The sequence below is a fragment of the Nonomuraea sp. NPDC050022 genome (assembly GCF_044460705.1).
Lineage (GTDB): Bacteria > Actinomycetota > Actinomycetes > Streptosporangiales > Streptosporangiaceae > Nonomuraea.
On sequence record NZ_JBITKE010000020.1, the window covers coordinates 103,346 to 114,836 of the forward strand.

Annotated in this window: 12 protein-coding genes; 9 read left to right on the plus strand and 3 right to left on the minus strand. The window is 70.6% G+C overall.

Annotation, left to right across the window (positions count from 1 at the left end):
* Positions 1-4: 4 nt before the first annotated feature.
* Both ACIBO2_RS54365 and ACIBO2_RS54370 read left to right on the plus strand, forming a co-directional pair.
* Positions 5-994: an NAD-dependent epimerase/dehydratase family protein gene (locus ACIBO2_RS54365; protein ID WP_358553278.1), complete on the plus strand. Its 990-nt coding sequence runs from the start codon at positions 5-7 to the stop codon at positions 992-994.
* Between the two features lie 72 nt (positions 995-1,066).
* Positions 1,067-2,473 carry a cytosine permease gene (locus ACIBO2_RS54370; protein WP_358553276.1) on the plus strand — a complete coding sequence of 469 codons (1,407 nt, stop codon included), beginning with the start codon at positions 1,067-1,069 and terminating at the stop codon, positions 2,471-2,473.
* An 82-nt stretch (positions 2,474-2,555) separates the two neighbouring features.
* Here ACIBO2_RS54370 and ACIBO2_RS54375 read toward each other — a convergent pair whose 3' ends face one another.
* A complete protein-coding gene (locus ACIBO2_RS54375) occupies positions 2,556-4,325 on the minus strand; it encodes an alkyl/aryl-sulfatase (protein ID WP_397304989.1) in 1,770 nt (589 codons plus the stop codon).
* Between the two features lie 79 nt (positions 4,326-4,404).
* On the opposite strand from ACIBO2_RS54375, the gene ACIBO2_RS54380 reads away from it, so the two are divergent.
* The 4 genes from ACIBO2_RS54380 to ACIBO2_RS54395 are packed head-to-tail and all read left to right on the plus strand — an operon-like array spanning position 4,405 to position 7,352.
* Positions 4,405-5,046 carry an HAD family phosphatase gene (locus ACIBO2_RS54380; protein WP_358553272.1) on the plus strand — a complete coding sequence of 214 codons (642 nt, stop codon included), beginning with the start codon at positions 4,405-4,407 and terminating at the stop codon, positions 5,044-5,046.
* Positions 5,047-5,086: 40 nt separating this feature from the next.
* Positions 5,087-5,560 (plus strand): GNAT family N-acetyltransferase, encoded by a 474-nt coding sequence (locus tag ACIBO2_RS54385; protein WP_397304990.1) that lies wholly within the window; start codon positions 5,087-5,089, stop codon positions 5,558-5,560.
* 18 nt (positions 5,561-5,578) lie between these two features.
* Complete coding sequence (locus ACIBO2_RS54390; RefSeq protein ID WP_358553268.1) at positions 5,579-6,517, plus strand: ribose-phosphate pyrophosphokinase; 939 nt, start codon at positions 5,579-5,581, stop codon at positions 6,515-6,517.
* Positions 6,518-6,575: 58 nt separating this feature from the next.
* Positions 6,576-7,352: an SDR family oxidoreductase gene (locus ACIBO2_RS54395; protein WP_358553266.1), complete on the plus strand. Its 777-nt coding sequence runs from the start codon at positions 6,576-6,578 to the stop codon at positions 7,350-7,352.
* 27 nt (positions 7,353-7,379) lie between these two features.
* Here ACIBO2_RS54395 and ACIBO2_RS54400 read toward each other — a convergent pair whose 3' ends face one another.
* Positions 7,380-8,138 (minus strand): SDR family oxidoreductase, encoded by a 759-nt coding sequence (locus ACIBO2_RS54400; protein ID WP_358553263.1) that lies wholly within the window; start codon positions 8,136-8,138, stop codon positions 7,380-7,382.
* A gap of 46 nt (positions 8,139-8,184) precedes the next feature.
* Between ACIBO2_RS54400 and ACIBO2_RS54405 the strand changes: the two genes are divergently transcribed.
* The gene (locus tag ACIBO2_RS54405; protein WP_397304991.1) at positions 8,185-8,877 is read left to right on the plus strand and encodes a nucleotidyltransferase domain-containing protein; all 693 of its coding nucleotides are present in this window, start codon (positions 8,185-8,187) and stop codon (positions 8,875-8,877) included.
* Between the two features lie 65 nt (positions 8,878-8,942).
* The gene (locus ACIBO2_RS54410; protein WP_358553259.1) at positions 8,943-9,581 is read left to right on the plus strand and encodes a maleylpyruvate isomerase N-terminal domain-containing protein; all 639 of its coding nucleotides are present in this window, start codon (positions 8,943-8,945) and stop codon (positions 9,579-9,581) included.
* A 13-nt stretch (positions 9,582-9,594) separates the two neighbouring features.
* Here ACIBO2_RS54410 and ACIBO2_RS54415 read toward each other — a convergent pair whose 3' ends face one another.
* Complete coding sequence (locus ACIBO2_RS54415) at positions 9,595-10,176, minus strand: helix-turn-helix domain-containing protein (RefSeq protein WP_358553257.1); 582 nt, start codon at positions 10,174-10,176, stop codon at positions 9,595-9,597.
* A gap of 73 nt (positions 10,177-10,249) precedes the next feature.
* Here ACIBO2_RS54415 and ACIBO2_RS54420 point away from each other — a divergent pair, with 73 nt between their 5' ends.
* The gene (locus ACIBO2_RS54420) at positions 10,250-11,425 is read left to right on the plus strand and encodes an FAD-dependent monooxygenase (RefSeq protein WP_397304992.1); all 1,176 of its coding nucleotides are present in this window, start codon (positions 10,250-10,252) and stop codon (positions 11,423-11,425) included.
* Positions 11,426-11,491: the final 66 nt, after the last annotated feature.

Sequence of the window (11,491 nt, forward strand, 5' to 3'; positions counted from 1 at the left end):
GGCCATGAGGCTTCTGGTGCTGGGCGGGACGGAGTTCGTGGGGCGGGCCTTCGTCGAGGAGGCTGTCGCATCCGGCTGGGACGTGACCGTGTTCAACCGGGGCACGCATGCCCCGCCGCCCACGGTGACGGCGCTGCGGGGCGAGCGGGCGAAGCCGGGCGGGCTGGCGGCGCTCGACCGTGGTCAGTGGGACGTCGTGGTCGACACCTGGTCGTGGGCGCCGTCCGCCGTACGCGACGCGGCGAGGCTGCTGGCCGGGCGAGCGGGACACTACGTCTACGTGTCCAGCCGGTCCGTCTACACCTACCCGACGGCGGCCGGTGCCGGAGAGGACGCTCCGGTGGTGGCGGCCTCGGCCGATGACGGCGACGAAGTGGGTTACGCGCGGTTCAAGGCCGGTGGGGAGCTGGCGGCGGTGGCGGCCTTCGGGGAGCGGGCGCTGCTGGCGCGGGCCGGGTTGATCCTGGGGCCGCACGAGAACATCGGGCGGCTGCCGTGGTGGTTGAACAGGATCGCGCGTGGCGGGCCGGTGCTCGCGCCGGGGCCGGCCGAGCTGCCCCTGCAGTACGTGGACGCGCGCGACATGGCCCAGTGGTGCCTTGACGCGGCCAAGGACGGGCTGGGTGGGGCCTACAACGTGGTGAGCCCATCGGGATTCGTCACCATGGAGGAGCTGCTGCGGACCTGCGTACACGTGACCGGGTCCGAAGCCGAGCTGCGGTGGGTGGAGCCGGAGCCGATCCTGGCGGCCGGCGTGCAGCCGTGGACCGATCTGCCGATCTGGCTGCTGGGCGAGGACCACGACACCATGCACCGAGGTGACGTGTCGAAGGCGGTGGCGGCCGGGCTGCGGTTCCGGCCGGTGGCCGAGACGGTGGCCGACACGTGGGCGTGGCTGCGGAGCATCGGCGGGCGGGCGCCCATGCGTCCTGACCGGCCGCCGGTCGGCCTGGACCCGAAGGTGGAGGCCACGCTGCTGGGGCTCGACGGCTGATCCCGGCTGCTTTGGGGCAGCCGCGGTGCCGGTGCTCTGGGGCGGCGCGGTTGCCGGGTGTACCGTCCGATCATGGACATGATGACCGTCGAGCAGAACGGCATCAACGCCGTTCCGGCAGCCGAGCGGCGGGGCACGCCTCGGGACCTGTTATGGCCATGGGCCGGCGCCAACCTCTCCCTCTTCGGCGTCGCCTTCGGTGTCTACATCGTCGGGCTCGGTCTGGGCGTCGTCCCGGCGATCATCACGGGAGCGATCGGTTACGCGCTCTCGTTCGGGCTGGTCGGGCTGGTCGCCATCGCGGGCACCCGGTCGGGGGTGCCGACGATGACGCTCGGCCGCGCCCCCTTCGGCTACCAGGGCAACAAGCTGCCGGCCGTACTCTCCTATGTCTCGAACGTCGGCTGGGAGATCGTGCTCGTGACGCTGTCGGCGCAGGGCGGCGCGGCGATCCTGAAGCGGGTCGCGCCCGGCATTCCCGGCACGACCGCCATGGCGGTCTGCTTCGCGGTCGCCGCGTTGCTCACGATCGTGGTCGGGGTGTACGGCCACGCGTTGATCATGGCGGTGCAGCGGTATCTGACGTACGCGTTCATCGTGCTGACCGTCGTGTACATGATCCTCATGGCCCCGAAGCTCGGCACCTCGCTGGACACCACCGCGGGCCCCGGCGGCTGGGTGGGCGCGGTCATCTTCGCGATGACGCTGCTCGGCCTGGGCTGGGTCAACTGCGGCGCCGACTACTCGCGCTACCTGCCCACCGCGTCCAAGCCCTCGTCGGTGGCGCTGTGGACGACGGTGGGCGGGGCGGTGCCGCCCATGGTGCTGCTCGTCTTCGGCGTGCTGCTGGCCGGCGGCGACCCCAAGCTGGCCCAGGCCGCGGGCGCGGATCCGGTCGGGGCGCTGGCGGCGGCGCTGCCGACCTGGTTCCTGCTGCCGTACTTGCTGACCGCCATCGGTGGCTTCCTGGCCGGGGCGATCATGGACATCTACTCGTCGGGGCTGTCCATGCTGGCGCTGGGGGTGCCGATCAAGCGGCACTACGCGGTGCTGGTCGACGGCGCGCTGATGGTGCTCGGCGGCTACTACCTGCTGTTCGTCTCGACCAGCTTCCTGGCGACCTTCCAGGCGTTCCTGGCGATCATCGGGGTGGTGATGGCCGCCTGGGTGGCCGTCTTCCTCGTCGACATGTGGCTCCGGCGGGCTGGTGGCCGGTCGTACGATGAGCGGCTGCTTCGGCCCGGGGCACCCGCTCTGAACTGGTCCGGGGTGATCTCGCTGGTCGCGGCGTCTGTCGTGGGTGTCGGGCTCATCACCTCCACCGACCCGAACATCGCCCGGGTGGTCGGTTTCCTGATGAGCGATCAGATGAGGGCGGGGACGTTCGGGGCGGCCAATATCGGCGTGGTGGTCGCGCTGGTGCTGGCGGGGGTCCTCTACTTCGCGATTTCGAGTCTGGCGCCCCGCCGTAGCGGCTGAGGACCCCGGACGGTCTCACCCCCTGTGACGGTCCGTGGTGGCTGGGGTCTTTTGGGAGATACCCCCTCCGGGGGACACCGCGTTAGGCGGTCACGATGGCGAAGTCGGGGATCGGGTGGTCGAGTACGGCCACCAAGCGCCGCAGTACGCCGATGTCGCCTTCTCGTTCGACCCGCTCGACCCCCCGGCCGGCCAGCAGGCCGAGCAGTTGCGCCTTGGTCAGTCGCAAGGTCAGGTCGACCGGCCCCTCGGGCGGGTCGGCGTGCTGGATGAGCGCGCCGTTCGACAGCGTGGTCCGGTACCTCTCGCCCAGGTCGGTCAGGTGCCAGTCGATGGACAGGCTCTCGTTCCAGGCCCGCGGCCCGTCGATCCGGATGGCGATCGAGTCGAGGATCTGGTCGACGCCGAGCGCCGCGACCAAGCCGGGCGCGGCCCGCTCCGTGGCGGCCGGCACGACGCCGTCGCTCAGCTCCAGCGCGCCCGTCAGGTAGAGGTTGCGCCAGGTGGCGTTCTCCGCGCCGTGCCCGAGCCGGGTGTACACCTCGGCGAGCAGGTCGCGGGCCTCCTTGTTGCCCTCGTCGGCGAAGACCGCGTGGTTGAGCAGCTGGGCGGCGAAGCGCAGGTCGTTCTCCTTGAGATAGCGCCGGGCGAAGGCGACGACGGCCGCCCCGCCGCCGAGGCACTCCACGTAGCGGGTCGCGCTCTCCCTCGGCGGGTGCTCCCACAGGTGCGCGGGGTTGCCGTCGAACCAGCCCAGGTAGCGCTGGTAGATGGCCTTGACGCTGTGGCCGACCGGCCCGTGGTAGCCGTGCGTGTGCCAGACCTGCTCCAGTTCGGGTGGCACCCGCATGGCCTCGGCGATCTCGGCTCCGGTCAGGCCCTTGTTCATCAGCCGGAGGGTCTGGTCGTGCAGGTAGGAGTACAGGTCACGCTGCTGCGACAGGAACCGGGTGATCTCCGGCCCGCCCCAGGTGGGCCAGTGGTGCGAGGCGAAGGCGACGTCGAGCTCGGCCGCGAACAACGTGACCGTCTCGTCCAGCTGCCGGGCCAGGGCCTTGGCGTCCCGTAGGGGCAGGAGGTTGTGCGGGTTGCGGGTGGCGTTCTCGCCCAGGCACAGGGCCCGGCGGCCGGGCAGGTACAGGGTCAGCTCCGGTGGCGACTGGGCGAGCTGGAAGACGATGCGTACCCCGTCGACCGTCTCCTCCTGTCCCGTACGTTCGACGTCGACCGTGGGGGCGATGAGCGAGATGGAGCGGGTCTTGCCCAGGCCCGGACCGATCTGGCCATCGGGTGATCGTTCGAGGGCCTGGCCGTACAGGTAGACGGATCGGCGGGCCGTGGCGGACCAGGCGTGCAGGTGCTCGCGGGCGACGTTCCGCAGGAAGCCCGCGGGCGCCAGGACCGGCACGCCGCCGCCGGTGACGCCGCGTACGCCGCCGAAGTGGTCGACGTGCGGATGCGTGTAGATCACCCCGGTCACGGGCCGGGCGCCGCGATGGGTTCGGTAGAGGCGCAGCGCCGCGGCGGCGCACTCGGTGGAGATGAGCGGGTCGATGATGATCACACCGAAGTCGCCCTCGACGATCGACATGTTCGACAGCTCGAACCCGCGCACCTGGTAGACGCCGTCCGTCACCTCGTACAGCCCCTGCCTGGCGGAGAGCCGCGCCTGCCGCCACAGGCTGGGATGCGCGCTGCCAGGGCACTCCTGCTCCAGGAAGGCGGCCGACTCGCCGTCCCAGATGACCTTGCTGTCGGCGGCGCTGACCACCGCCGGGCTGAACTTCGCGATGAAGCCGCGATCCGCCGCCGCCTCGAAGTCGTTGGAATCGTGGAGTGGAAGGTCGGCCATGCCCAGGCCCATTCCCGAGAACCGGTCAACGCATATCCTCGTTAATGGGCAATCCCGACAAAGCCCGCTAGGGGGTTCCGTGGAAGCGTGCGTGTTCGACCTCGACGGCGTACTCGTCGACTCCGAGCCGGTCTGGGAGGAGGTACGGCGGGCGTTCGTCGCCGAACACGGCGGCACCTGGCAGGAGGACACCCAGTCCAGGCTCATGGGGATGAGCACCCAGGAATGGGCTGCCTACCTGCACGAACTCGGTGTGGCGCTGCCTCCGGACGAGATCGCGCGCGGCGTGGTGGACCAGATGGCCGAGCGCTATCGGCACGGCGTACCGCTGATGAAGGGGGCGCCCGAGGCGGTGCGGCGCCTGGCGGCGGACCTCACGCTGGGACTGGCCAGCTCCTCGCCGCGTGCGTTGATCGAGGTGGTGCTGGACGCGGCCGAGTTCCGTGACTGCTTCGCCGTCACCGTCTCCACCGAGGAGGTACCGCGCGGCAAGCCCGCCCCGGACGGCTACCTGGAGGCGACCGCCAAGCTGGGAGTCGACCCGCGCGGGTGCGTGGCGGTGGAGGATTCGAGCAACGGCCTGCGCTCGGCGCACGCGGCCGGGATGCGGGTGATCGCCGTTCCCCATCCCCGCTATCCGCCCGCCCCCGACGCGCTGGCGCTCGCCTGGAAGGTCGTCCCCGACCTCGACTCCCTCACGGTCGCGGCGCTCGAACGATGACCCGGCTCAGAAACCCCCTCACGATGGCGGCGCTCCAGCGATGATCCGACTCAGAACTCCCGCCGATCTCGACGCGTGTGTGCGGGCGCTGGCCGAGGTTCAGGCCGCCGACCGCTACCCCGTGGACTGGCCCGACGATCCGCACAGCTGGCTCACGCCCGGCGACCTGCTCCGCGCCTGGATCGCCCTGGACGAGCAGGGCGCCATAGTCGGCCATGTCGGGCTCGCTCAGGTCGAGTCGCGGGTGGCCGAGCTGGTCAGCACGCCCGTCCGCGCGTCCGTGACCCGTCTGTTCGTCACGCCGCCCGCCCGGCGCGGCGGGCTCGCCGCCCGTCTGCTGGACACCGCCCTCGCCGACGCGGACGGGCGCCTCACCCTGGAGGTCTCCGCCGAGGGCCGGGCGGCCATCGCCGCCTACGAGAGGTACGGCTGGCAGCGCGTCGCCACCTCACGCGCCCGATGGCGCAACGCGGCCGGTGAACCCGCCCTGGTGCACCATTACCTGAGCCCGTGAAGCTATCCTTTCGGAATCGTGCGAGACATCACGGTATTCAGCGGCAGCGCCCACCCTGCCCTGGCTGAGGAGATCTGCTCCCACCTGGGCACCCCGCTCCACCCGGTCAAGGTCAACCGCTTCGCCAACGACGTGCTGGAGGTCCAGCTCCAGGCCAACTGCAGAGAACGCGACGTCTTCATCATCCAGCCGCTGGTTCCCCCCGTACAGGAGAACCTGGTCGAGCTGCTGCTGATGCTCGACGCCGCCCGTGGGGCGTCCGCCGCCAGGACGACCGTCGTGATGCCCCATTACGCCTTTGCTCGGAGCGACAAAAAGGACATGCCGCGCATCTCCATGGGGGCCAGGCTGGTGGCGGATCTGTTGGTGACGGCGGGCGCCGGGCGGGTGCTGACGATGACGCTGCACTCGCCGCAGGTGCACGGCTTCTTCAGCGTGCCCGTCGACCACCTGCACGCGCTGCGCGAGCTGGCCGCCCATTTCCGCCGGCACGACCTGTCCAACACCGTCGTCGTCTCCCCGGACCTGGGCAACGCCAAGGAGGCCGCGCACTTCGCCCGGCTGCTCGGCGCCGACGTGGCGATGGGGGCCAAGCAGCGCTTCAGCGACGACCGGGTGGTGATCAGCTCGGTGATCGGCGAGGTCAAGGGCAAGGACGTGATCATCCTGGACGACGAGATCGCCAAGGGCACGACCGTCATCGAGCTGCTCGACCGGCTGCGTGAGCGTGGCGTCAACTCCGTACGCGTGGCGTGCACGCATGGGCTGTTCGCGGCCGGGTCGATCGAGCGGCTGAGCGCGCTGCCCGAGGTCGAGGAGATCGTCTGCACCAACACCGTGCCCGTGCCCAAACCGACGGACAAGCTCACGGTCCTGTCGATCGCCCCGGCGCTGGCCGAGGCGATGCGGCGGATCCACGACGGCGAGTCGGTGAGCGCGCTGTTCAGCGCGCCGTGACGAAAGGTGATCACGAGGGCCTCTCGCAATCGTGGATCGAGCACGACATGCTCCTCGGATGATCGATACGAAACTCGCCGGTCGGACCGTTCTCGTCACCGGTGCCAGTGGCGGGATCGGGGCGGCGGTCGCGCGGGCCTTCTCGGCTGAGGGGGCGCGGGTGGCGGTGCACTACTTCAGCGAGAGGACCGCTCCCCCTGGCATCACCTGGGAGCACGTCACCCCCGCCGGGGACGTCGCCGAGACGCTGGCCGCCGGGCTCCGCGACGCGGTGGCCGTACCCGCCGACCTACGTGAGCCGGAGGCGGCGCGGCAGCTGTTCGATGCGGTCGAGCGGCTGCTGGGGCCGGTCGACGTGCTGGTGAACAACGCCGCGCACTGCGAGACCCCGGACACCTTCGGCGCCCTGACCGCCGACGGCCTGCGCCGCCACTACGAGGTCAACGCGATCGCCCCCGCGCTGCTCGTCTCCGAACTGGCGAGTCGGCAGCGGGACGGCCGCGAGCCGTGCGTGGTGAACGTCTCCACGGACGCCGCCCGCGCCTTCCCCGGTCAGATCGGGTACGGGACGTCCAAGGCGGCGCTGGAGGCCCTTACGCGGGCGGCCGCGCTCGACCTCGGCGCGACCGGCATCCGGGTCAACGCGGTGGCTCCCGGCCCGGTGCAGACCGGCTGGATGGACGCCGAGATGTGCGCGCGGGTCGGCGAGATCGTGCCGCTGGGGCGGGTGGGCGAGCCCGCCGACATCGCCGACGCCGTCGTGTTCCTCGCCTCGCACCAGGCTCGGTGGATCACCGGTCAGGTCCTCCAGGTGGCGGGGGGCCACGCGCTCTGAGGAAGACGGTCCGTCGTGGACGCCGCGCTAGGCGAAGCCGCCGTTGCTCATCAGCAGTTGGCCGTTGATCCACTGGCCCTGTGGGGAGCACAGGAAGTCGACCAGGTCGGCGGTCTCCTTGGGCGTGCCGAGGCGGTTGAGTGGGGTCTGGCGGAGGTGCCGCTCCCGGATCTCGTCCGACATCCAGCCGGTGTCCACCGGGCCGGGGTTGATGACGTTGGCGCTGACCCCGAGGTGGGCCAGCTCGCGGGCGGCGGCCAGGACGATGCGGTCCAGGGCGCCCTTGCTCGCGCCGTAGGGCAGGTTGCCGACCGTGTGGTCGCTGGTGAGGCCGATGATCCGGCCCGTCCCGTGGGCGCCCGAGAAGCGGCGGCCGTACTCGCGGACCAGCAGCCAGGTGGCCCGCGCATTGACGGCGAAGTGGCGGTCGAAGCTCGCGAGGGTGGTGTCGAGCAGGCCGGAGGCGACCGATTCGCAGTGGCACATCACCAGGGCGGTGACGTTGCCCAGCCGGCGTTCGGCCTCGTCGAAGATCCGTGCGGGGGCGTCGGCGTCCGTCAGGTCGGCCTCGATCGCCGCGCCGCGCCCGGCGAGGCTTTCCCCGATCACGTCGGCCGCCCCCGGCTCGGCGCCCCAGGACATGCGCTCGTCGTACGGGGTCCAGTACGTGTAGGCGATGTCCCAGCCCGCGGCCGCCAGCTGTCGGGCGATGCCGGCGCCGATGCCGACAGTGCGCCCCACGCCGGTGACCAGGGCCACTTTTCCGTCGCGTCTCGTGTCGACCATAGTGGCCATCATGCATGGGCCAACCGATCTTCTCCTAACCCGTTTCTTGCACGACATCAGGCCGGCCGTACCCCTGGTCGCCCTGTGGGCGCACGGGTCGCTCGCGGCGGGTGACTACCAGCCGGGCAAGAGCGATCTCGATCTCATCGCGGTGGTCGAGACCGACCTCACCGAGGAGCAGCGGCAGGGGCTGGCCAAGCTGCACGAGGAGATCGCGCTGCCGCTCGCCGAGCATCTGCACTGCTCCTACATGCCCGAACACCGGTTGGGCGACTTCGCGACCGACCATGTGACCTGGGCGCACCAGGAGCTGTACGAGCGGCCGGTCACCCCGGTGACCCGTCGTGAGCTGCACTCGGGCGCTCTCGAGCTGTACGGCGCGCCGCCCGCGGGCCTGCTGCCGCCGGTGTCGGACGAGGAGCTGAGCGAGTTCATCCGGGCGGATCTCCGGGACTTCTGGCTGGTCAAGACGCGCGCGCGCAAGCTGTGGCTGCGGGACATCTGGGTGGATCTCGGGATGATCACCGTGGCGAGGGCGACGGTCACGTTGCGGGACGGGCGGCTGATCACCAAGCGGGAGGCCCTGGACGTGCTGGCCGAGCTCGGTGCGCCGATGAACGTGGTGGCGGACATCCGAGCCCGCAGGTACGGCCTGCCGCGGCCGTTCCTGAGCCGGTTCAGGCGCGCGACCCTGGCCAGGGTCTTCATCAGGTCGGCGATCAGGCGCGCCCTCGGCTGACGGTCAGGACAGTACCCCGGATAGTCTTTGCCGGGTCACCACCAGAAAACGGGGAAAGGCGGGACATGGGGGAGATCAGGGAGTCCTATCTGGTCGCCGCGTCGTCCGCGGTGGCACTGCTGCGTGAGCCGGCCGTGGCCGCCGCGTGGGAGAAGCCGAGCGCGTTGACCGAGTTCAGCGTGGCCGGCCTCGCCGCGCACCTGGCCCACCAGATCGTCCGGGTCGACAACCTGCTCGAGGACGGCGGGCCGCCCGGTGAGCCGATCCCGCTGATCGAGCACTTCACCAGGTCGCCGTGGGTGCAGGCGGGCCTCGACCACGAGAGCAACGTGGGCATCCGGCGGGCCGGTGAGGTGGCCGCCGCCGACGGCCCGGTGGCGCTGGCCGCCAAGGCGGGCGAGCTGTTCGACCGGCAGCGGGTCGCCCTGCCCGCGCAGCCCAGCGACAAGGTGGTCTATCTGCCGTGGTCGGGCTGGTCGCTCCGGTTCGACGACCTCCTGCTCACCCGCCTGATGGAGCTGGTCGTGCACTCCGACGACCTGGCCGCCAGCGTGGGTGTGGAGACTCCGGAGCTGCCGTCCTCGGTCGTCGAGCCGGTCGTCGAGCTGCTGGCGCGGCTGGCCGTACACCGTCATGGCGCGACGGCGGTGATCCGCACGCTGAGCAGGGCCGAGCGGGCGCCCGCCACGATCAGCGCCTTCTAAGCCACACGAGAAGCTACCTCTGGACCATGCGCAGGGCCGCGACCACCTCGCGGCCCGACAGCGCGCTGTCGGGATCGATGAGCCACTGCGACAGGAACCCCGTCAGCATGGCCTGGTAGAACGTGCCGACCAGCCGCGCCCGCTCCGGCTCCGCCGCCGGGTCGATGCCCTCGAACAACTCCGCGAGCCCCTGGCGCCCCTCCTGAATGCCGGCCACGAGCTGCTCCCGGATGTCGGGCAGGTGGTCGATCTGGCCCAGCAGCTCGAACTGGGTGACCCAGAGCGGCCGCAGCCGGTCGAATGACTCGATCACCCGGTCCCATGCCGCCTCGAAGCGTTCGAGCGGCTCCGTGTCGGCCTTGACGTCGGCGTGCTTGACGTCGGCGGCCAGCGTCGCCGCCAGGTCGTCGCCCCACTCCCGCATCACCTCGAACAGCACCTCGTTCATCAGCGCGTCCTTCGACCTGAAGTGATAGCCGATGCCCGCCAGGCTCACTCCGGAGGCCGTGGCGATGTCGCGCGCCGTCGTGCGCGAGTAGCCCTTCTCGATCAGGCAGCGCTTGGCCCCGGCCAGCAGGTCTTCACGATTTCCCATGCCCAGAGTCTAACACGAACGTCTCAGAAATCCGTACTAGACAAGCGTCTGAGACGACTGTACCTTTCAGGGCATGACGAACATCCTGATCTCCGGCGCGAGCATCGCCGGCACCGCGACGGCTTACTGGCTGCGGCGGCACGGCTTCACCCCCACCGTGGTGGAGCGGGCGCCTTCGATCCGCGAGGGCGGCTACAAGGTCGACATCCGCGGGGTGGCGCTCGACGTGGTCGAGCGGATGGGCCTGCTCGACGCGGTCCGCGCCAGGAGCACCGACATGCGGATCGCGACGCACTACGACGGCAAGGGTCGGCGAATCGCGGAGATGGACGCCGACCTGTTCGGCGGGCGCGAGGGCGCCGACGCCGAGATCATGCGCGGCGACCTCAACGAACTCCTCTACGACCTGACCCGCGACGACGTGGAGTACATCTTCGACGACTCCATCACCGGCATCGCCGAGGACGGGACGGTGACGTTCGAGCGGTCGGCGCCGCGGCGGTTCGACCTGGTCGTCGGGGCCGACGGGATGCACTCCAACACGCGCGGGCTGGTCTTCGGCGCGGAGTCGGCGTTCGTGCGCGATCTCGGCTACTACATCTCGATCTGTACGGTCCCCAACCGCCTGGGCCTCGACCGTGAGGAGGCGGTCCACGCCGCCCCCGGCCGGACCGCGAACGTCTACAGCACCAAGCAGGACAGCCACGCCAAGGCGCTGTTCATGTGGTCGTCGCAGCCGCTCGCCTACGACCGCCGCGACCCGGAGCAGCAGAAGGAGTTGCTGGTCCAGGCCATGGCCGGGGTCGAGTGGGAGGTGCCGGCGCTGCTGGAGGCCGTGCGCGGGTCGACGGACTTCTACTTCGACTCCGTCAGCCAGATCCACATGGACCGCTGGTCCAAGGGCCGGGTCGTGCTGGTCGGCGACGCCGCCTACTGCGCCTCGCCGGCGTCGGGCCAGGGCACCAGCCTCGCACTGGTGGGGGCGTACGTGCTGGCCGGTGAGCTGGCCGCCGGCGGCGGCGTGGACGGCTACGAGCGGGAGATGCGCGCCTTCGTGGACGCCAACCAGAAGCTGGGCCCGGCCAACGTCAAGGGCATGGTGCTGCCCTCTCGCGCGGTCATCTGGTTCCAGACCAGGATGCTCAGACTGCTCCCCCACCTGCCCGGCCGCGACCGGATGATCGACCGCGTCACCGGACCCATGGCCCGCGCCGCGACGGCCATCACGCTGAAGCCTTATGTGGAATAAAGCGTTCCGTTCTGGTAGAGTAAGGAATCGAACGTTCCGTTCCGCATAAATGCCAGAAGGAGCCTT

What these genes read in the sequence shown, in the direction of transcription:
- ACIBO2_RS54365 (WP_358553278.1), top strand. Translation starts at nt 5, where the DNA reads ATGAGGCTTCTGGTGCTGGGCGGGACGGAGTTCGTGGGGCGGGCCTTC.
- ACIBO2_RS54370 (WP_358553276.1), top strand. Translation starts at nt 1,067, where the DNA reads ATGGACATGATGACCGTCGAGCAGAACGGCATCAACGCCGTTCCGGCA.
- ACIBO2_RS54375 (WP_397304989.1), bottom strand. Translation starts at nt 4,325, where the DNA reads ATGGCCGACCTTCCACTCCACGATTCCAACGACTTCGAGGCGGCGGCG.
- ACIBO2_RS54385 (WP_397304990.1), top strand. Translation starts at nt 5,087, where the DNA reads ATGATCCGACTCAGAACTCCCGCCGATCTCGACGCGTGTGTGCGGGCG.
- ACIBO2_RS54395 (WP_358553266.1), top strand. Translation starts at nt 6,576, where the DNA reads ATGATCGATACGAAACTCGCCGGTCGGACCGTTCTCGTCACCGGTGCC.
- ACIBO2_RS54400 (WP_358553263.1), bottom strand. Translation starts at nt 8,138, where the DNA reads ATGGTCGACACGAGACGCGACGGAAAAGTGGCCCTGGTCACCGGCGTG.
- ACIBO2_RS54410 (WP_358553259.1), top strand. Translation starts at nt 8,943, where the DNA reads ATGGGGGAGATCAGGGAGTCCTATCTGGTCGCCGCGTCGTCCGCGGTG.
- ACIBO2_RS54415 (WP_358553257.1), bottom strand. Translation starts at nt 10,176, where the DNA reads ATGGGAAATCGTGAAGACCTGCTGGCCGGGGCCAAGCGCTGCCTGATC.
- ACIBO2_RS54420 (WP_397304992.1), top strand. Translation starts at nt 10,250, where the DNA reads ATGACGAACATCCTGATCTCCGGCGCGAGCATCGCCGGCACCGCGACG.